This window comes from Nonomuraea sp. NPDC049695 (assembly GCF_040674955.1).
Taxonomy (GTDB): Bacteria; Actinomycetota; Actinomycetes; order Streptosporangiales; family Streptosporangiaceae; genus Nonomuraea; species Nonomuraea helvata.
The window spans coordinates 1-18,021 of the sequence record NZ_JBFANV010000028.1 but is presented as its reverse complement, the minus strand read 5'-3'; the positions used below and the strand labels follow the sequence as shown (position 1 = coordinate 18,021).

The 18,021-nt window shown below is 69.1% G+C and carries 20 protein-coding genes and 1 pseudogene; 9 read left to right on the top strand and 12 right to left on the bottom strand.

The features are described 5' to 3' along the window. Positions 1 to 84: 84 nt before the first annotated feature. From coaA to AB0J64_RS24080, 6 genes are read left to right on the top strand one after another with little or no spacing between them, the layout of a single operon-like run. Positions 85 to 987 carry a type I pantothenate kinase gene (gene coaA, locus AB0J64_RS24105; RefSeq protein WP_364030888.1) on the top strand — a complete coding sequence of 301 codons (903 nt, stop codon included), beginning with the start codon at positions 85 to 87 and terminating at the stop codon, positions 985 to 987. Positions 988 to 1,022: 35 nt separating this feature from the next. Continuing rightward, the gene (locus AB0J64_RS24100) at positions 1,023 to 1,949 is read left to right on the top strand and encodes a DUF389 domain-containing protein (RefSeq protein WP_364030626.1); all 927 of its coding nucleotides are present in this window, start codon (positions 1,023 to 1,025) and stop codon (positions 1,947 to 1,949) included. Positions 1,950 to 1,988: 39 nt separating this feature from the next. Further along, positions 1,989 to 2,897, top strand: coding sequence for an ABC transporter ATP-binding protein (locus tag AB0J64_RS24095; protein WP_364030623.1), 909 nt, complete (start codon positions 1,989 to 1,991; stop codon positions 2,895 to 2,897). After that, positions 2,890 to 3,750 (top strand): ABC transporter permease, encoded by an 861-nt coding sequence (locus AB0J64_RS24090; protein WP_364030620.1) that lies wholly within the window; start codon positions 2,890 to 2,892, stop codon positions 3,748 to 3,750. Before AB0J64_RS24095 ends, AB0J64_RS24090 begins: the two co-directional genes overlap by 8 nt. Next, complete coding sequence (locus AB0J64_RS24085; RefSeq protein ID WP_364030617.1) at positions 3,747 to 4,661, top strand: ABC transporter ATP-binding protein; 915 nt, start codon at positions 3,747 to 3,749, stop codon at positions 4,659 to 4,661. Before AB0J64_RS24090 ends, AB0J64_RS24085 begins: the two co-directional genes overlap by 4 nt. Next, positions 4,661 to 5,377 (top strand): ABC transporter permease subunit, encoded by a 717-nt coding sequence (locus AB0J64_RS24080; RefSeq protein WP_364030614.1) that lies wholly within the window; start codon positions 4,661 to 4,663, stop codon positions 5,375 to 5,377. The genes AB0J64_RS24085 and AB0J64_RS24080 overlap by 1 nt, the downstream gene beginning before the upstream one ends. A 46-nt stretch (positions 5,378 to 5,423) precedes the next feature. On the opposite strand, the gene glmM is transcribed toward AB0J64_RS24080, so the two are convergent. Genes glmM through rplM form a run of 3 tightly spaced genes read right to left on the bottom strand, consistent with a single transcriptional unit; the run spans position 5,424 to position 7,766 of the window. After that, a complete protein-coding gene (gene glmM, locus AB0J64_RS24075) occupies positions 5,424 to 6,770 on the bottom strand; it encodes a phosphoglucosamine mutase (RefSeq protein ID WP_364030611.1) in 1,347 nt (448 codons plus the stop codon). A gap of 1 nt (position 6,771) precedes the next feature. Further along, complete coding sequence (gene rpsI, locus AB0J64_RS24070; protein ID WP_364030608.1) at positions 6,772 to 7,296, bottom strand: 30S ribosomal protein S9; 525 nt, start codon at positions 7,294 to 7,296, stop codon at positions 6,772 to 6,774. 26 nt (positions 7,297 to 7,322) lie between these two features. Further along, positions 7,323 to 7,766: a 50S ribosomal protein L13 gene (gene rplM / locus AB0J64_RS24065; protein WP_364030605.1), complete on the bottom strand. Its 444-nt coding sequence runs from the start codon at positions 7,764 to 7,766 to the stop codon at positions 7,323 to 7,325. A 386-nt stretch (positions 7,767 to 8,152) separates the two neighbouring features. On the opposite strand from rplM, the gene AB0J64_RS24060 reads away from it, so the two are divergent. The 3 genes from AB0J64_RS24060 to AB0J64_RS24050 all read left to right on the top strand — a co-directional run bounded on the left by AB0J64_RS24060 (position 8,153) and on the right by AB0J64_RS24050 (position 12,364). Continuing rightward, entirely contained in the window at positions 8,153 to 8,833 is a 681-nt protein-coding gene (locus tag AB0J64_RS24060; RefSeq protein WP_364030602.1) for a CAP domain-containing protein, read from the top strand. 435 nt (positions 8,834 to 9,268) lie between these two features. Next, positions 9,269 to 10,093 carry a hypothetical protein gene (locus AB0J64_RS24055; RefSeq protein ID WP_364030599.1) on the top strand — a complete coding sequence of 275 codons (825 nt, stop codon included), beginning with the start codon at positions 9,269 to 9,271 and terminating at the stop codon, positions 10,091 to 10,093. Between the two features lie 105 nt (positions 10,094 to 10,198). Beyond that, positions 10,199 to 12,364, top strand: coding sequence for a hypothetical protein (locus AB0J64_RS24050; protein WP_364030596.1), 2,166 nt, complete (start codon positions 10,199 to 10,201; stop codon positions 12,362 to 12,364). Here the strand turns inward: AB0J64_RS24050 and truA are convergent. From truA to AB0J64_RS24005, 9 genes and pseudogenes are all read right to left on the bottom strand, one after another. After that, positions 12,329 to 13,237: a tRNA pseudouridine(38-40) synthase TruA gene (truA, locus tag AB0J64_RS24045; RefSeq protein ID WP_364030593.1), complete on the bottom strand. Its 909-nt coding sequence runs from the start codon at positions 13,235 to 13,237 to the stop codon at positions 12,329 to 12,331. The two genes, AB0J64_RS24050 and truA, sit on opposite strands and share 36 nt — an antisense overlap. 75 nt (positions 13,238 to 13,312) lie before the next feature. Next, the gene (rplQ, locus tag AB0J64_RS24040) at positions 13,313 to 13,870 is read right to left on the bottom strand and encodes a 50S ribosomal protein L17 (RefSeq protein WP_364030590.1); all 558 of its coding nucleotides are present in this window, start codon (positions 13,868 to 13,870) and stop codon (positions 13,313 to 13,315) included. A 135-nt stretch (positions 13,871 to 14,005) separates the two neighbouring features. Next, positions 14,006 to 15,022, bottom strand: a complete 1,017-nt coding sequence (locus AB0J64_RS24035) for a DNA-directed RNA polymerase subunit alpha (protein WP_103960866.1) — start codon at positions 15,020 to 15,022, stop codon at positions 14,006 to 14,008. Between the two features lie 97 nt (positions 15,023 to 15,119). Then, positions 15,120 to 15,746, bottom strand: coding sequence for a 30S ribosomal protein S4 (gene rpsD, locus AB0J64_RS24030; protein ID WP_344997560.1), 627 nt, complete (start codon positions 15,744 to 15,746; stop codon positions 15,120 to 15,122). Between the two features lie 23 nt (positions 15,747 to 15,769). Next, complete coding sequence (gene rpsK / locus AB0J64_RS24025; protein WP_020542285.1) at positions 15,770 to 16,174, bottom strand: 30S ribosomal protein S11; 405 nt, start codon at positions 16,172 to 16,174, stop codon at positions 15,770 to 15,772. Positions 16,175 to 16,216: 42 nt separating this feature from the next. After that, the gene (rpsM, locus tag AB0J64_RS24020) at positions 16,217 to 16,597 is read right to left on the bottom strand and encodes a 30S ribosomal protein S13 (protein WP_125644650.1); all 381 of its coding nucleotides are present in this window, start codon (positions 16,595 to 16,597) and stop codon (positions 16,217 to 16,219) included. Between the two features lie 223 nt (positions 16,598 to 16,820). Continuing rightward, positions 16,821 to 16,934 carry a 50S ribosomal protein L36 gene (gene rpmJ, locus AB0J64_RS24015; protein WP_003956441.1) on the bottom strand — a complete coding sequence of 38 codons (114 nt, stop codon included), beginning with the start codon at positions 16,932 to 16,934 and terminating at the stop codon, positions 16,821 to 16,823. 22 nt (positions 16,935 to 16,956) lie between these two features. Beyond that, a complete protein-coding gene (infA, locus tag AB0J64_RS24010) occupies positions 16,957 to 17,178 on the bottom strand; it encodes a translation initiation factor IF-1 (RefSeq protein WP_012887858.1) in 222 nt (73 codons plus the stop codon). Positions 17,179 to 17,462: 284 nt separating this feature from the next. After that, a pseudogene (locus tag AB0J64_RS24005) lies at positions 17,463 to 18,021 on the bottom strand (IS30 family transposase); the annotation flags it as partial.

The window sequence follows — 18,021 nt, the reverse complement described above, 5'->3', positions numbered from 1 at the left end:
CAGGCTGTGGATCACGCGGGGGCCGCCCCGACCATGATCCCGTTTGTCCCTCATCGCTACGCTGCCTAGGTGAACAACGGCTACGTGGAACTGAGCAGGGAGCAGTGGAGCGAGCTCCGCAAGAACACGCCCTTGACTCTCACCGCAGATGAGCTGGAAGAGCTTCGCGGCCTCGATGATCCCATCGATCTCACCGAGGTCACCGACATCTACCTCCCCCTCACCCGGCTGCTCAACCTGCACTTCACCGGGTCCAAGCAGCGCAGCAGCGTGCTGAGCGCGTTTCTCGGGCATCCCGAGCAGCGCGTGCCGTACGTCCTCGGCATCGCGGGCAGCGTCGCGGTGGGCAAGTCGACGACGGCGCGGCTGCTGCACACGCTGCTGGCCCGCTGGCCCGAGCACCCGCACGTGGAGCTGGTCACCACCGACAGCTTCCTCTATCCGAACGCGGTGCTGGAGTCCAAGGGCATCATGCACCGCAAGGGCTTCCCGGAGAGCTATGACCGCAGGGCGCTGGTCAGGTTCGTGGCCGAGGTGAAGGCGGGGTCGGCGGAGGTCCGCGCGCCGGTCTACAGCCACCTGGAGTACGACATCGTGCCCGGCGCCACCCAAGCCGTGAAAAATCCGGATATCTTGATCATCGAGGGGCTCAACGTCCTCCAACCCGCCCCGCCCACCTCCCTCGCGGTCAACGACTACTTCGACTTCTCGATCTACGTGGACGCCAAGGTCGAGGACGTACGCACCTGGTACGTCGACCGCTTCCACAAGCTCCGCCGCACCGCCTTCGAGGACCCCAAGTCGTACTTCCGGTACATCGCGGAGCTTTCGTACGAGGAGGCCACCGACTTCGCGGTCAACGTCTGGCGCGACATCAACGAGCGCAACCTGGTCGAGAACATCGCCCCCACCCGGGGCCGCGCCGACCTCGTGCTCCAGAAAGGCGCCGACCACTCGGTCAGACGGGTACGCCTCCGCCAGACCTGACCGGTGTCAACGCCGCATGGACCACAATGTGGTCTGTGTTGCATCTCCGACTGATCAGCCCCGCCACCCGCACAGAAGAGGCGACGGCGGTGTTGGAGGACTGCCCAGGCGTCACCAACATCGTCGTCCTGCCCGGCGCGGCCCGCGAGCCGGCCGGTGACGTGATCCTGTGCGACGCCGCGCGCGAGTCGGCGAACGAGGTGCTGGGCAGACTCAAGTGGGTCGAGACCGAGGGCTCCATCGCCATCGAGCAGGTCGACTTCTCGCTGTCCAGAGCGGCGGACCACGCGGTGGACGAGGCGCCCGGCGATCCCGACGACGCCGTGGTGTGGGAGGAGCTGGCGCACAAGGTACACGCCGACTCGCGCATCACGTGGGCGTACCTCACGTTCCTGGCCATCGCCACCCAGCTCGCGGGCATCGGCGTGCTGCAGGACTCGCCTATTCTGATCGTCGGCGCGATGGTGCTCGGGCCGGAGTTCGGCGCGGTCGCGGCCATCTGCTTCGGCCTGCTGCACCGCAGGTGGCACCTGGTCGTCACCTCGTTCAGGACGCTGGTCGTCGGGTTCACGGTGGCGATCGCGATCACGTTCGCCTGCGCGCTGGTCTCGAACTGGCTCGGCTGGATCGACCTCGGCCACCTCGTACGGAACGAGGAGGTCCAGTTCATCGTCAAGCCGGACCGGTGGTCGTTCATCGTGGCGCTGCTGGCCGGCGCGGCCGGAGTGCTGTCGATCACGGCGGGCAAGTCGTCGGCCCTGGTCGGCGTCTTCATCTCGGTCACCACGGTGCCCGCGGCCGGCTACGTGGCCGTCGCGCTGGCGCTGGGCGACTGGAAGGAGGTCTCCGGTTCGGTGTCGCAGCTCGCGGTCAACATCCTCGGCATGGTCATCGCGGGCACCGGCACGCTGCTGGTGCAGCGGAAATTCTGGCCTCAAGTAGGACGGCGTTCATCCGTCTGAACGAGGCGGCGGCCCCGGCCCGGCGGTACGGTCGGGCACATGCACATCCTCGCCACCGAGGGGCTTACCAAACGCTTCCCCACCGTCACCGCGGTCGATCAGCTCACGGTCACCGTCGGGCCCGGGGTCACCGGTCTGGTGGGGGCGAACGGCGCGGGCAAGTCGACACTGATCAAGATCCTGCTCGGCCTGCTGCCGCCCACCGGGGGCAGCGCCAAGGTGCTCGATCTGGACGTGACCGCCCAGGGCGCCGAGATCCGCAGGCTCGTCGGCTACATGCCCGAGCATGAGTGTCTCCCGCCCGACGTCTCCGCCACCGAACTGGTCGTCCACCTCGCACAGATGTCCGGCCTGCCGCGCACGGCCGCCCGCGAGCGCGCGGCCGACGTGCTCCGCCACGTCGGCCTGGCAGAAGAGCGCTACCGCGCCGTCGGGGGCTACTCCACGGGCATGAAGCAGCGCGTCAAGCTGGCCCAGGCTCTGGTGCACGACCCCAAGCTGATCTTCCTCGACGAGCCCACCAACGGCCTCGACCCCCGCGGCCGCGACGAGATGCTGACGCTGATCAGGCGCATCGGCACCGAGTTCGGCATCAGCGTGCTGGTCACCTCCCACCTGCTGGGCGAGCTGGAACGGATCTGCGACCACGTGATCGTCATCGACGCCGGGCGGCTGCTGCGCTCGTCCGCGATCGGCGAGTTCACCCAGGCCACGCAGACCGTCACGGTCGAGGTCGAGGACGGGCTGGAGCCGCTGGCCGCCCGCCTCACCGAGGTCGGGCAGACCGTCTCGCGCCAGGGCCGCCTGCTGGTCGTCAAGGTGCTCGGCCAGGAGACGTTCGACGCGATCAGGGACGCCGCCGTCGAGCTGGACCTCTGCCTCATCCGCCTCGAACAGGGACGCCACCGCATCGAGGACGTCTTCAGGGAGGAGGTCGCGGGTGTCTGAGATCTACGACATCGGCTACCGCCACTACGACGGTCCCCGGCTCGGCCGCGCCTACGTGACCAGGGCGCTCACCGTGCACAGCCTGCGCGGCATCTTCGGCCTCGGGCGCACGGCCCGCAGCAAGATCATGCCGTTCTCCCTCTTCGTCATCATGCTGCTGCCGGCCGTCGTGGCCATCGCGACGATGGCCCTGGCCCAGCAGCGCATCCTCCCCTACAGCGGCTTCGCCGTCCTCATGCAGGCCGTGGTGGCGGTCTTCCTGGCCTCCCAGGCGCCCACCGTGGTCGCGCCCGACCTGCGCCACCGCGTGCTGCCGCTCTACCTCTCGCGTCCGGTCTCGATCGCCGAGTACGTGGGCGCCAAGGTGGCGGCGATGACCCTGGCGCTCTTCCTGCTGGTGGCGGTGCCCCTGACGTTGGTCTACGTCGGCGAGCTGGTGGTGGACATGCCGGGGCCGCCGGCCACCGGCGAGTTCCTGGGCGCGGTGGTCATGGCGCTGGTGCTGGCGCTGCTGCTGTCGGCGTTCGGGCTGGCGCTGGCCTCGTTCACGCCGCGGCGCGGGCTCGGGGTGGCCTCGGTGATCGTCGTCTACCTGCTGTCGACGGCGTCCGTGCCGATGATCTACGGGACGCTCGCTTCCTCTGGCTACAGGTCCGCGGCCGCCTGGGCCTGGCTGGCCAACCCGTTCTGGTTGGTGGACTCCGTACAGTCCTGGCTGTTCCACACTCCGCCGCACTCCATCGAGAGCGCCGCCTACCCGAGTGGCCCGGCCTCGGCGGCGATCCTCGTGGTGCTGGTGGCTCTCGCCCTGGCCGCTCTCGCGCTGCGCTACAGGAAGGCGGCCTCGCGGTGAAGATCGAGCTGTCTCAGGTTTCCCGCTGGTACGGCAACGTGGTGGCGGTCAACGACGTCACCATGACGATCGGCCCCGGCGTCACGGGCCTGCTCGGCCCCAACGGGGCGGGCAAGTCCACGCTCCTCCACATGATGGCCGGCTTCCTGGCCCCGTCCGGCGGCTCGGTCACGCTGGACGGGCATCAGGTCTGGAAAAACCACCACATCTACCGGAACATCGGCCTGGTCCCGGAGCGGGAGGGCGTGTATGGCTTCCTCACCGGTTGGCAGTTCGTCCTCTCCGCCGCCCGCCTCCACGGGCTGAGCGACCCGGTCGAGGCCGCTCGCAAGGCCCTGGCCACGGTCGAGATGGAGGAGCCCAAGGACCGCCGCGTGGAGACGTACTCGAAGGGCATGCGCCAGCGCGTCAAGGTGGCCGCCGCGCTCGTTCACGACCCGCCGGTGCTCCTGCTCGACGAGCCGTTCAACGGCATGGACCCCCGCCAGCGCCTCCACCTCATGGACCTGATCCGCGCCATGGGCACGGCGGGCAAGACGATCCTGTTCAGCTCCCACATCCTGGAGGAGGTCGAACGGGTCGCGCAGCACATCGAGGTCCTGGTGGCGGGGCGGCACGCGGCTTCGGGCAACTTCCGCGAGATCAGGCGGCTGATGACCGACAGGCCCCACCTGTTCATGATCCGTTCGAGCGACGACAGGAAGCTCGCCGCCGCCCTCATGCGCGACCAGTCGACGGGCGGCATCACCCTGCGTCCCGACGGTCTCGAGGTCCAGGCCACCGAGTTCCGCCGCTTCGCCTGGCTGCTCCCCCGGGTGGCGCAGGCGGAGGGCGTACACCTGCACCAGGTCTCCCCCGCGGACGAGGACCTGGAGAGCGTCTTCGCCTACCTGATCACCAGGAGCACCTGATGAACCCAGTTGTCGCCGGTATCACCTACCGGGCGTTGCTCGGTCGCCGCCGGATCATCCTGCTGCTCCTGCTGCCCTTGGCGCTGATCGGCCTGGCCGTGCTGTTCCGTGTGCTCGGCGGAAACGACCAGAAGATGGCCGTCGACCTGATGCAGAACTTCGCCATCGGCACCATGCTGCCCCTGCTGGGCGTGATCACCGGCACGGGCGTCATCGCCCCGGAGATCGACGACGGCACGATCATCCACCTGATGTCCAAGCCGATCTCCCGCCCGGTCATCGCCCAGACCAAGTTCCTGGTGGCGGTCTCGCTGATGGCCCTGTTCGGCGCCGTGCCGACCTACTTCGCGGCCTGGCTGCTGATCGGCAACGAGGACGGCATCGCCCCGGGTTTCGCGCTGGGAGCCCTGGTGGCTGGCGTCGCCTACGCGGCCGTCTTCCTCCTGCTGGGCGTCGTCACCCGGCACGCCGTCACGATCGGCATCATCTACGCCCTCGTCTGGGAGAGCGTGGTGGGCGGCTTCATGCCGGGCGCCCACAAGTTCTCGATCCAGCGGTGGGCGGAGTCGATCGCCGACCAGATCTCCGACTCGGGCTTCCTCCGGGCGGACGTCGCGCTGAGCTTCGCCGTACCCGCCCTCATCGTCGTCACGGTCGTCGGCGTGTTCTGGGCGGGCCGGCGGCTGCGGGTCTTCTCGCTCACCGGGGACGAATAGGCGAACGGCCCGCGGGATCATCCCGCGGGCCGTCACGAAGAGACGCTCAGGCGCAGACCTTGCGTACGACGTCGGCGAGGCGATCCGCCACCTGGGTGGCGTGCTCCTCCGACGCGGCCTCCACCATGACGCGGATCATCGGCTCCGTGCCGCTCGGCCTGATCAGGACCCGGCCCGTCTCGCCCAGCTCGGCCTCCGCCTCCGCGACGGCGGCCAGCAGCTCGGACGCCGAGGCCTTACCCTTGTCCACGCCCTTGACGTTGATCAGGATCTGCGGCAGCGGCGTCATCACCGCGGCCAGCTCCTTCAGCGGCAGGCCCGACTTGGCCATCACGCCCAGCAGGTGGAGCGAGGTGAGCAGGCCGTCGCCGGTGGTCGCGTGGTCGAGCATGATGACGTGGCCCGACTGCTCGCCGCCGAGGTTGAAGCCGTCGGACTTCATGCGCTCCAGCACGTAACGGTCGCCCACCGCGGTCTCCACCACGGTGATGCCCGCATCGCGCATGGCCAGCTTGAAGCCCAGGTTGGACATCACGGTCGCCACCACGGTGTCCTTGGCCAGCAGGCCCTCGCCGTGCATGGCGGCGGCGAGGATGGCCATGATGCGGTCACCGTCGATGATCGCGCCCGTGTGGTCGATCGCCAGGCAGCGGTCGGCGTCGCCGTCGTAGGCCACGCCGAGGTCGGCCCCGCGCGACACGACCACCTGCTGGAGCTTCTCCAGATGGGTGGAGCCGTGGCCGGCGTTGATGTTGAGGCCGTCGGGCCTCGCGCCGATGGCCTCGACCCTGGCGCCCGCGCGGACCAGCGCCTCGGGAGCCACCATGTGGGCGGCCCCATGGGCGCAGTCGACCACGATGTCGAGCCCGTCGAGGGCCGCGTTCATCGTGGTCAGCACGTGAGAGATGTACCGGTTGGCCTCACCGTACGCGTCCCGCACCCGGCCCACGCCGGAGCCGACGGGAAAGGTCCACTCATCGCCCAGGCGCCGCTCGATCTCGTCCTCGACCGCGTCGGACAGCTTGAAGCCGCCACGCGCCAGGAACTTGATGCCGTTGTCAGGCGCCGGATTGTGCGAGGCCGACAGCATGACGCCGAGATCGGCGCCGAGCGCTGCGGTGAGGTGGGCGACGGCAGGGGTGGGCAGCACGCCGAGGCGCAGCACGTCCACACCAGACGCCGCAAGGCCGGCGACCACGGCGGCCTCGAGAAATTCTCCCGAGGCACGCGGGTCCCGGCCTACGACAGCCACCGGTCGGCGCCCGGTGGCTGCGAACGCGCCTGCATCGCCGAGGACGTGAGCCGCCGCGACCGCGAGGTCCATGGCGAGCTGCGCCGTGAGGTCGCGGCCGGCGACCCCACGGACCCCGTCGGTGCCGAAGAGGCGCGCCAATTTAGCGCTTGCTGTACTGCGGAGCCTTGCGGGCCTTCTTGAGGCCGTACTTCTTCCGCTCCGTGGCGCGGGCGTCACGGGTGAGGAAGCCGGCCTTCTTCAGCGGCGGGCGGTTGACCTCGACGTCCAGGATCGCCAGGGCGCGGGACAGACCCATGCGCAGCGCACCGGCCTGGCCGGTCACGCCGCCGCCGTCGATGCGCGCGATGACGTCGAACGCCTCCTCGGCGCCGAGCACCACGAAGGGCTCGTTGACGATCTGCTGGTGGACCTTGTTGGGGAAGTAGACGTCCAGCGAACGACCGTTGATCGTCCACTTGCCGGTGCCGGGGACGATGCGCACGCGGGCGATCGCCTCCTTGCGGCGGCCGGTGCCGTACGAGTTGCCCGTGGTGACGGGCTTGCGGACGGGCGCGTCGGCGCTGGCGGCGGACTCGGTGGTGTACTCGGACGGGAAGTCCTCGCCGGAGAGTTCCTCCAGCTCGGCCTCGACGACGGCCGTCTCGACACCAGTGGGCTCAGCCACGGTTCTCCTCTAAATCTTTCGAACTACTACTGGGCGATCTGGGTGATCTGGAACTGCACCGGCTGCTGGGCCTGGTGCGGGTGCTCGGAACCCGCGTAGACCTTCAGCTTCTTCGCCATCTTCCGGCCGAGGGAGTTCTTGGGAAGCATGCCCTTGACGGCCTTCTCGACGGCCTTGTCCGGCCGCTTCTCCATGAGCTCGCCGTACGTGACGGAACGCAGACCGCCCGGGTAGCCCGAGTGGCGGTACGCCTTCTTCTGCTCAAGCTTGTTGCCGCTGAGCGCGACCTTGTCCGCGTTGATCACGATGACGAAGTCACCGGTGTCGACGTGCGGAGCGAAGATCGGCTTGTGCTTGCCGCGGAGCAGGGTCGCGACGTGGCTGGCCAGCCGGCCCAGCACGACATCGGTCGCGTCGATGACGTACCACTGACGCTGGACGTCGGCGGGCTTCGGTGAGTACGTGCGCACGGTCGTAGCCTTCTTTATGCTCGCGTCTTCGGCGCTGTCGGAAGTGACAGCTAACATTGGTCGGTCGGTGCGGGCACACGACGGCCCGGACCTTCCGTCTCCTCAACACGGGAGATGACGCCGGACGCGCCGCGCATTGGTCTCACGGACCTATGCACACAACGAACCTAAGCTACCCGCCCATAGGCGCGCAGGTCAAAATGACGGTAACCCGGTGTGTGAGTCTACCTGATCGCAGAACGGTTCGGTTTCGTTTCCCTGGGACCTCTTCTTTCCCAGGACCAGACATCCCTATCGTTAGCGGCGGTATGTGGCAGAACTCTCACCCCCGGCAAACCCAGCAGGGCGCTCGGCGCCGGAATCACCTGGGGTTGCTCGCCTGCCTCATGGCCGTGCTGTTCACGGGCGTACTGATCGGCCGGCTGAGCGACGACACCGATCCGGCCCGCCACGTCTACCTGAACGAGAGCGCCCCGCCGGCCGCCGCCACTGCCAATCCCGCGCCGACCTCGGCCAAGAAGGCGCAGCAGCACGCCGAGATGATCCCCAGGAAGCTCACCACCAAGACCGTGCCGCGCAGCAGGACCACCCCCAGGTCCACCAAGACGCCCGAGGGCCAGATCCCCGGGTTCAACAGCCAGGACAATCCGGCATTGCTCAGCGACGGCAGCACCGGCGTGCAGGCCATGCCCGGCCTGGCGGCCAGGGTCGTCTCGCTCACCAACTCGGCCAGGTCCAGGCACGGCTGCGGGGCCCTCAGGGTGGACGGAGGGCTCACCCGCTCCGCGCGTACGCACTCGCTGGAGATGGCGACCACCAGGCAGCTCTCCCACAACTCTCCCGACGGCTCGTCACCGTGGGACCGGATGGAGCGCGCCGGGTACCACTGGGGCGCCGCCGAGAACATCGGCGCCGGATACAGCACACCCGAAGAGGCGGTGAGCGGCTGGCTCGGCAGCCCCGACCACCGCAAGAACATCCTCGACTGCGACCTGAAAGCCATCGGCGTGGGCGTCGCATCAGGCCCGGACGGGCCATGGTGGACCCAGGACTTCGGAACCCGATGACGAACATCACGGTAATGTCGCCGCATGGGTTTTCCCGAAGGACGTGAAAACGGCGCCCCCTACGGGATGGGGAGCATGTTCCAGCCTGCGGGCAACGGTCAGGGTGGTCAGGGCCGTCGCCGCGCGCCGGGCGATCCGGGTGGCCCCCCTGCTCAGGGCGGTCCCGGCTTCCCCGGCGGCCCCGACGGTCCGGGCTTCCCGGGCTTCCCCGGAGGTCCTGGCGGTCCGGGCTTCCCCGGTGGTCCCGACGGTCCAGGCGGTCCCGGTGGTCCGGGTGGTCCCGGTGGTCCCGGTGGCCCGGGTGGTCCCGGCGCGCCCGGTGGTCCTGGCGCGCCTGACGGTCCTGACGCTCCTGGGGCCGCCGACGCCGACGCTCCGAGAGGTTCCCGCCGCTCCCGCAGGGGGCGCGCCGCCGACGACTTCGACCAGCCTGACGTGCCGGGCAAGCCAGACAAAGCTGACAAGCCTGATAAAGCCGACAAGGCGTCGAAGGGCAAGTCCGAGAGGGCACCGCAGAGCCGTGTCGGCTGGAGCCCGTACGACGAGGGTCCGCGCTCGCGCGCCCCGCTCTGGTTCGCCCTCGGCGGCATCGCGGTGCTCGGCCTGCTCGGCGGCGGCCTCGCGCTGATGTTCAACGCCGACGACCCCGCCACCACCCAGGCCTCCGTACCGGCCCGGACCTCGGCGCCGCTCCCGTCGGCCCCGCCCGGCAAGTACGGCTTCGCGGCCGAGCGCTCCTCGGACCCCGAGCCGATCACGGTGAAAGAGATCTTCGGCAAGCAGAAGAAGATCACTGTCTCTGGCCGGTCGTACGAGATGACGATCACCAGCAAGGACAAGAAGTGCAGTGACGGCGCCCTGGGCGACGCGCTGAAGAAGGCCCTCAAGGCCGGCAGTTGCACCCAGCTCGTACGCGCGAGCTTCCGCGACAAGGCCGGCAAGGTGATCGGCACGATCGGCGTGGCCAACCTCAAGAGCAGCAAGTCCGCCAGCAAGGTGGCCAAGGTCGGCAGCACGAGCAACTACGTGAAGCCGCTGGCAGGCAAGGACAGTGTCACCAAACAGCTCGGTTCGGGCGCAGGCGGGGCCAAGATCTGGACGCACGGCCACTACGCGATCATGGTCTGGTTCCAGAACAAGGACGGCACGAAGCCGGACAAGAAGGGCTCCAAGCAGCTCTTCTCCGCGATCAACGACATCACCAAGGCGACGGTCTTCAAGGCTCTGGACAACCGCTCACTGACCGGCGCCCCCCAGTAGCGAAACGGGCTTCGTGCGCGTTAGGCAGCCAAACGGGATGCCGGATCCCTCTGGGAACGCTCATACCGACATAACGATCTCGCTGCTCTCGCTAGGCTCCCCCTTATGCGTGGCCAGGAACCCGGGTCCGAGCCCGATCGCAGGGAAGCCGACGGCTCGTCCGCACCGGCGACGCCACCGCCGAGCTTCGGGCAGATCGGCGGGCGAGACATGCCATCGGCGTTCACGCCTGCCGACGAGGCAGCACACGACTCCGCCGAGGGCATGACACGTGATGCCGCCGAGGGCGCCGTACACGGCCCCACCGACGGCGTGCCACGTGGCCCCGCCGACGGCGCCGTACGCGGCTCCGCCGGCAGCGCGGCACGTGGCTCCGCCGATGGCGGGATGCGCGACCCCGCCGACCATGCGGCACGTGGCTCCGCCGAAAGCGCAGGACGTGGCTCCGGCGATGGCGGGGTGCGTGGCTCCGGCGATGACGCGGCGTCCGCGTCCGCCCACGACGCGGCGCACGCGTCACCCGGCCGATCGGAGTCCGCCCCCTCAGGCGGAGCCGCAGGCGCCGGCGAGCACCCTGCCATCCCCGTCTTCCAGGGCCCGCCACCGAACCTGCCCGACCCCGACGAGCCGCCCGGCACGCAGCCGTGGGAGGTCGCGGGAGACGACGCCGCGGAGTACGACTGGTTCGCCGACGACGACGTAGAGCCCACCCGGCCGGGCGAGCTACGGCCGTACATCCCGCTCTCCGACCCGACTCGCCCGGCCCGGCCGCCCCTTCCGCCGGCCGGCCCCGTCGTGCCCGGCGCGCCGCCCTGGGAGCCCCCGCCGGCGTTCACCGCCGCCGCGGCGGGCATGCCGGCGTGGCCCGCGCCCCTCAGCGACCCGCACGCCGTGCCGCCCTGGCCCGCCGCCACGGGCGAGCTGGTGGCCGAGCCCGACAACGACGAGCCGAGCACCCCCTTCGACCCGAACGCCACCAACCCGGAGGGCTTCACCCGCCCGGCCCACTACTTCGACCCGGAGGCAGCGCGTAGGGAAGCGTCCCAACGAGCCCAGGCGGGAGCCGGCGCACCGCGGCAGCAGGAGGACGCGCAGCACCCCGCCGAGGCGGACGACGCCCCTCCGTCCAAGCAGGCGAGCGCCCCTCCAGCCAGGCAGAGGAGCGTTCCACTGTCGGCCCCCGTCGCCCCGCCGCAGGAGGAGACCCGGCCGCCCGACCAGGAGGGCGCCGCGGAACCACCCCACGGCACCAAGCAACCGGCCCACTACTTCGACCCCAAGGCCGCCAGGCGCGACCACCCGCCCGTCTCGCTCTCCGACCCCGCCAACGTGCCGGTCCACCCGGCGGAGCCCGGCGACGTACCCGTCTGGCCGCCCACTCCCCCGACCGAGACCAAGCTGCCCGACCTGCCGTTCCCCAGGGACACCTGGGGCCAGAAGCCCCTCCCCCCGGGCGGCGGCCCCGCGTTCCCGAGCGGAGCGTTCAAACAGCCCCCGTTCCAGACCCCGCCCCCGCCGCCGGCACCGCCCGGAAAGAGCAGGCGTGCCCTGTTCGTCACGTTGGGTGCCCTCGCCCTGGCCGGGGTGGCCACCGGCGGCTTCTTCGCCTACCAGGCGGTGAGCCCCCCCGCCCCCACCACGACCGCCGCCCGGCCCAGCGCGTCGGGGCAGGCGAGCTCCGAGCAGCCGCCGTCCGCCGAGCCGTCAGACGCCCAGCCCTCGGACGCGCCGGGCGGCACGTCGATCCTCAACTCCGAGCAGACCGACCCGCAGAAGCTGTCGCTGTCCGAGGCGTTCCCGAAGAAGAAGGTGAGCGCGGCGGGCACGACGTTCACCAGGATCAAGGCCGACATGGAGACGAGCTGCGACAAGGCCGCCGTGGGTGCCTTCGCCGACGCGCTGCGCGAGCGGAAGTGCGGCCGCGTGCTCAGGGCCACGTACGTCGACAGCAAGCGCCGCTACGCCGTCACCACGGGCATAGCGGTCCTCCCCGACAAGGACGCGGCCGCCGCCGCCGACAAGGCCAAGAACCTGTCACGCAATATCTGGTTCCGCCCGCTCCCCGGTGCCGCGGGCTCGGGCGGCGAGCGCGTGCACATCGCCGGCGGCTACGCGTCCGGTCTGGTGTGGGGGCGCTACATGGTCTTCAGCTACGCCACGTACGCCGACGGCCACACGCCCGACCCGAAGGACAAGACGCTCCCCAAGGTCAGCGGGGCGCTGCGCGACCAGACCTCACTCGTCCTGGAACGCCGGGTCACCAAGGGTTGAGCCTACCGGCGGAGCGGCTCGGCGATCAGACGCAGTCCGTACTCGCCGCGTGGCCGAGGCCCGCGCGGCGAGCTGCGCCTCCCCCGGATAGCCGACCTCCTCCAGGCACAATCCGTGCGCGGGCGCGACGTGCACCCCAGAGTCGCGTACGGCCCGCGTCAGCACCTCGCCCGGCCACTCCACGGGACGGCTGCCGTCGCCCGCCGCCAGCAGCGACCCGACCAGCGCCCGCACCATCGAGTGGCAGAACGCGTCCGCCACGACGGTCGCCACCAGCACCCCGTCCGGCTCGCGTGCCCACTCCAGCCGCTGCAGTTCCCTGATCGTGGTGGCCCCTTCGCGCTTCTTGCAGAACGCCGCGAAGTCGTGCTCCCCGAGCAGCCGCGCCGCCGCCGCGTTCAGGGCGCCGACGTCCAGGGACCGGTTGTGCCAGACCACCTCACGACGCCGCAGCGGGTCGACGCCGCCCACCGCATCGCTCACCCGGTACGCGTACCGCCGGAACATCGCCGAGAAACGCGCGTCAAAGCCCTCAGGAGCCACGGAGACGCGAGAAACACGTACATCCGGGGGCAAGACCCCACCCAGCCGCCGGACGAGCGCAGAGAGCCGCTCATCGACGCCCAGCGGCCCGCGGTTGCCGTCGAGCTCGGCCAGGGACCCGTCCGGCACGTCCACGTGGGCCACCTGGCCGCGCGCGTGCACCCCCGCGTCGGTACGGCCGGCCACGGTCAGCATGGCGGGCCCTTCGAGGCGCAGGATCCGGCCCAGCGCCTGCTCGATCTCGCCCTGGACCGTACGGCGCCCCGGCTGCCTGGCCCAGCCGGAGAAATCGGTCCCGTCGTACGCGAGGTCGAGGCGGAGCCGTACCACGATGATCCTCCTTCAACTGAAAAACGGGCCCGCACCCCCGCAGGGGTCCGGGCCCGTCTCATGCGGCCTGAGAGATCAGGCCTCGTCCTTCTTCGCCTCGGCCTCGGCGGCCGGAGCCTCCTCGGCGGCGGCCTCCGCAGCGGGGGCCTCCTCGGCGGCGGCCTCGGGAGCCTCAGCGGCCTCCTCGGCCTTGGGGGCCTCGGTCTCCTCCGCGGCGGGCGCCGGGGCCGTGGCGGCGGCCGGGGCCTCGGTGCGGCGGGTCGTGACGGCGTTCAGCGGCTCGGTCACCAGCTCGATGACCGCCATCGGGGCGTTGTCGCCCTTACGCGGACCGACCTTGGTGATCCGGGTGTAGCCACCGGGACGCTCGGCGAACGTCGTCGCGATCTCGGTGAAGAGGTGGTGAACGACGCCCTTGTCCTTGACGACGGTCAGGACCTGGCGACGGTTGTGGATGTCGCCCTTCTTCGCCTTGGTGATCAGGCGCTCCGCCAGCGGACGCAGGCGCTTGGCCTTCGTGACCGTCGTGCGGATCTTGCCGTGGCGGAACAGATCGGTGGCCAGGTTGGCCAGGATCAGCCGCTCGTGCGCCGGGCTGCCGCCAAGACGTGCACCCTTGGTGGGCTTGGGCATGGTCTTTCTCCTCTTGGATTAACCCGCCCCGGCCGTACCAGGTACCGGAGTCGGGCCGGATCGCTGTCGCTTTGTGTGCGATCCGTTACTGTGGCCCCGCGCCATGACACTGCGCGGGGCCCTCGAAAAGCGGGATCAGTACTGCTCGGTCTCGACGTACGCGCTGTCGTCGTCGTCGTAACCGCCACCGGCCACCGCGCTCGGGTCGAACCCGGGCGGGGAGTCCTTGAGCGCCAGCGACATCTCGTGCAGCTTCTGCTTGACCTCTTCGATCGACTTGGCGCCGAAGTTGCGGATGTCCAGCAGGTCCTGCTCGCTGCGGGCGACGAGCTCGCCCACGGTGTGGATGCCCTCGCGCTTGAGGCAGTTGTAGGAGCGAACCGTGAGGTTGAGCTCCTCGATCGGCAGCGCCAGGTCGGCGGCCAGGGCGGCGTCGGTCGGCGACGGGCCGATGTCGATGCCCTCGGCCTCGACGTTGAGCTCGCGGGCCAGGCCGAAGAGCTCGACGAGGGTCTTACCGGCGGAGGCCACCGCGTCGCGGGGCTTCATGGCCGGCTTGGTCTCGACGTCGAGGATCAGGCGGTCGAAGTCGGTGCGCTGCTCGACTCGGGTCGCCTCGACCTTGTAGGTGACCTTGAGCACCGGGGAGTAGATCGAGTCGATCGGGATGCGCCCGATCTCCTGGCCCGGCTGCTTGTTCTGGGCGGCGGAGACGTAGCCGCGACCGCGCTCGACGGTCAGCTCCATCTCCAGCTTCGCCTTGCCGTTGAGCGTGGCGATGCGGAGCTCGGGGTTGTGCACCTCGACACCGGCCGGCGGCGCGATGTCGGCGGCGGTGACCTCACCCGGGCCCTGCTTGCGCAGGTACATCACGACCGGCTCGTCGTGCTCGGAGGAGACGACCAGCTCCTTGAGGTTGAGGATGATGTCGGTGACATCTTCCTTGACCCCGGGAACGGTCGAGAACTCGTGCAGGACGCCCTCGATCCGGATGCTCGTCACGGCCGCGCCCGGGATGGACGACAGCAGCGTGCGACGGAGCGAGTTGCCGATGGTGTAGCCGAAGCCCGGCTCCAGCGGCTCGATGACGAACCGGGACCGGGTGTCGTCGATCGACTCTTCGAGAAGAGTCGGGCGCTGAGCGATCAGCATGTGCGGGTCTCCCCTTGTTTCGTGTGACGCCCGCTATATGACGCCACTCCGATAAACAGCGTAGCTGAGGTGCGGAAATCCGCACCTCAGCCAAGGCTCACTTCGAGTAGTACTCGACGATGAGCTGCTCCTGGACCTGGGTGTCGATCTGCTGGCGAACCGGCAGCTGGTGAACCAGGACGCGGAGCTTGTCCGGCACGACGCCGAGCCACGCGGGAACAGTGCGCTCACCCGCGGTCGCCCTGGCGACCTCGTAGGGCATCAGGTTGCGCTTGGTCTCGCGGACCTCGATGATGTCGTGCTCGCGCACGCGGTAGGACGGGATGTCGACCTTCTTGCCGTTCACCAGGAAGTGCCCGTGACGGACCTGCTGGCGGGCGGCGTCGCGCGACTGAGCGAAACCGGCGCGGTAGACCACGTTGTCGAGCCGGCTCTCCAGGATCTGGAGCAGCACCTCACCCGACTTGCCGGTCTTGCTCGCGGCCTCCTCGTAGTAGTTGTGGAACTGCTTCTCGAGGACGCCGTAGATGCGGCGGGTCTTCTGCTTCTCGCGAAGCTGAAGCTGGTACTCGGACTCCTTGGGGCGTCCGCGGCCGTGCTCACCCGGCGGGTAAGGACGGATCTCGATGGGGCACTTGGCGGATTCGCACTTGCTGCCCTTGAGGAAGAGCTTGGTCTTCTCGCGACGGCAGAGCTTGCAGTCCGCGCCCGTGTAACGAGCCATTTCTCTGTATCTCCTGGGCTAATTCAGACGCGGCGGCGCTTCGGCGGGCGGCAGCCGTTGTGCGGAACCGGGGTGACGTCCTGGATCGAGCCCACTTCGAGGCCGGTGGCCTGCAGCGAGCGGATCGCGGTCTCACGGCCGGAGCCGGGACCCTTGACGAAGACGTCGACCTTGCGCATGCCGTGCTCCATGGCGCGGCGTGCGGCGTTTTCCGCGGCCATCTGCGCGGCGAACGGGGTGGACTTACGGGAGCCCTTGAAACCCACGTGGCCGGCGCTGGCCCAGGAGATCACGTTCCCGTTCGGGTCGGTGATCGAGACGATCGTGTTGTTGAACGTGCTCTTGATGTGGGCGTGCCCGTGAGCGACGTTCTTCTTCTCCTTGCGGCGCACCTTCTTCGGGGCGCCCTGACGGCTCTTAGGAGGCATTGCTTGCCATTACTCCTGAGGTCTTCGGTCCGCGGCTGTGGACTACTTCTTACCGGGCTTCTTCTTACCGGCCACGGTCTTCTTCTTGCCCTTGCGGGTGCGCGCGTTGGTCTGCGTGCGCTGACCGTGGACGGGCAGGCCCTTGCGGTGCCGGATGCCCTGGTAACAACCGATTTCGATCTTGCGACGAATGTCGGCCTGGACCTCGCGGCGCAGGTCACCCTCGATCTTGAAGTTCGCCTCGATGTAGTCACGCATCGGGACGAGCTCGGTGTCGCTGAGCTGGTGCACGCGGAGGTCGCCGCTGACACCGGTGGCCTGGAGGATCTCCTGGGCGCGGGTGCGGCCGATTCCGTAGATGTAGGTGAGAGCGATCTCCAGCCGCTTCTCGCGGGGGAGGTCGACGCCAACCAGGCGAGCCATGGTCGGGCATTCTCCTTCTTTGTGGCGGAGGTCTTGCGCCGCACTACCCCTCCCCAATGCCCGGGGTGAGGGCCCCGGCCTCCGACCGGGGGTCTCCCGAATGGTTCGGGCCTTCTGAAAAGGCCCGCCTGTTCAGGTGTGCAACGCGATTACTGACTCAGGCTCCTCATGCGTCGAGCCCGCTCCCTGATGTCGGGGCGGACTCGGAGAAGCCTTGCGGCGACTAGCCCTGGCGCTGCTTGTGGCGCAGGTTGTCGCAGATCACCATGACGCGACCGTGCCGGCGGATCACCTTGCACTTGTCGCAGATCTTCTTGACGCTCGGCTTTACCTTCATTGTCCTTGATTCCTCAGACGTCTTACTTGTATCGGTAGACGATCCGCCCACGACTCAGGTCGTAGGGGCTCAGTTCAACGACTACCCGGTCGTCAGGCAGGATCCGGATGTAGTGCATCCGCATCCGGCCGCTGATGTGGGCCAGGACCTTATGGCCGTTGTCGAGCTGCACCCGGAACATCGCGTTCGGGAGCGACTCGACCACAGTGCCCTCGATCTCGATGGCGCCGTCTTTCTTGGCCAAAATTCCTCGCGTTTCACTGATCGATCGTCTGAGGCTCGGGTCACTAGCAGCCGCGACCTCACGCTTCGGAGAGAGCGGCGACCGGCAACGGTCACCGACGCGTGATAGTCATAGTGAGCCGACTAAGGAGTGTACGACACCTGGGCCCAAAACGCGAAACGCGTGCCAGGCGTCCTGACACAACCATGTAAGAGTTTACCCTATCTTCTCCCCGCGCCGGACCGCACAGCGAAAGGCCCGCCGGAGGAGAGGGCGGATTCCAGGGGTCGTTGCAACACGGCTTGTCAGCTGGCTTCGGTCAGGAGCTTAGCGAGACGCTCGGCTGGGGTGTCCCAGCCGAGCGTTTTGCGTGGGCGGCCGTTGAGTTCGGCGGCGACTGCCGCGAGGTCATCGGGGGTGTGGACGGCCAGGTTGCTGCCTTTGGGGAAGTACTGGCGCAGCAGGCCGTTGGTGTTTTCGTTGCTGCCGCGCTGCCAGGGTGAGTGGGGGTCGCAGAAGTAGACGGGCATGTCGGCGGCCATGGTGAACTCGTGGTGCAGGCCCATCTCCGAGCCTTGGTCCCAGGTGAGGGAGCGTTTGAGGTGGGCCGGGCAGGGTGTTCATGGTGGCGATGAGGGCCTCGGCGACGTGTTCGGCGGTGCGTCTGCGGCCGAGGTGGACGAGCAGGACGTACCGGGTGGTGCGTTCGACCAGGGTGCCGATCGCGGATTTCTGGTCGCCGCCGATGATCAGGTCTCCTTCCCAGTGTCCGGGGACGGCTCGGTCCTCGATCTCGGCGGGCCGGTCGCTGATCATCACCATGGGGTGGGTGAAGCGGGGCTGACGCTGTCCTTCCTTGCGGCG

Excerpts from the sequence above, each read along its gene's own strand:
- rpsD (WP_344997560.1), bottom strand. The coding sequence starts at position 15,746 with ATGGCTCGTTACACGGGCGCGGACTGCAAGCTCTGCCGTCGCGAGAAG.
- AB0J64_RS24080 (WP_364030614.1), top strand. The coding sequence starts at position 4,661 with ATGAACCCAGTTGTCGCCGGTATCACCTACCGGGCGTTGCTCGGTCGC.
- AB0J64_RS24095 (WP_364030623.1), top strand. The coding sequence starts at position 1,989 with ATGCACATCCTCGCCACCGAGGGGCTTACCAAACGCTTCCCCACCGTC.
- rpmJ (WP_003956441.1), bottom strand. The coding sequence starts at position 16,934 with ATGAAGGTAAAGCCGAGCGTCAAGAAGATCTGCGACAAGTGCAAGGTG.
- AB0J64_RS24035 (WP_103960866.1), bottom strand. The coding sequence starts at position 15,022 with ATGCTGATCGCTCAGCGCCCGACTCTTCTCGAAGAGTCGATCGACGAC.
- rpsM (WP_125644650.1), bottom strand. The coding sequence starts at position 16,597 with ATGGCTCGCCTGGTTGGCGTCGACCTCCCCCGCGAGAAGCGGCTGGAG.
- rplQ (WP_364030590.1), bottom strand. The coding sequence starts at position 13,870 with ATGCCCAAGCCCACCAAGGGTGCACGTCTTGGCGGCAGCCCGGCGCAC.
- AB0J64_RS24060 (WP_364030602.1), top strand. The coding sequence starts at position 8,153 with ATGGCCGTGCTGTTCACGGGCGTACTGATCGGCCGGCTGAGCGACGAC.
- AB0J64_RS24050 (WP_364030596.1), top strand. The coding sequence starts at position 10,199 with ATGCGTGGCCAGGAACCCGGGTCCGAGCCCGATCGCAGGGAAGCCGAC.
- rpsK (WP_020542285.1), bottom strand. The coding sequence starts at position 16,174 with ATGCCTCCTAAGAGCCGTCAGGGCGCCCCGAAGAAGGTGCGCCGCAAG.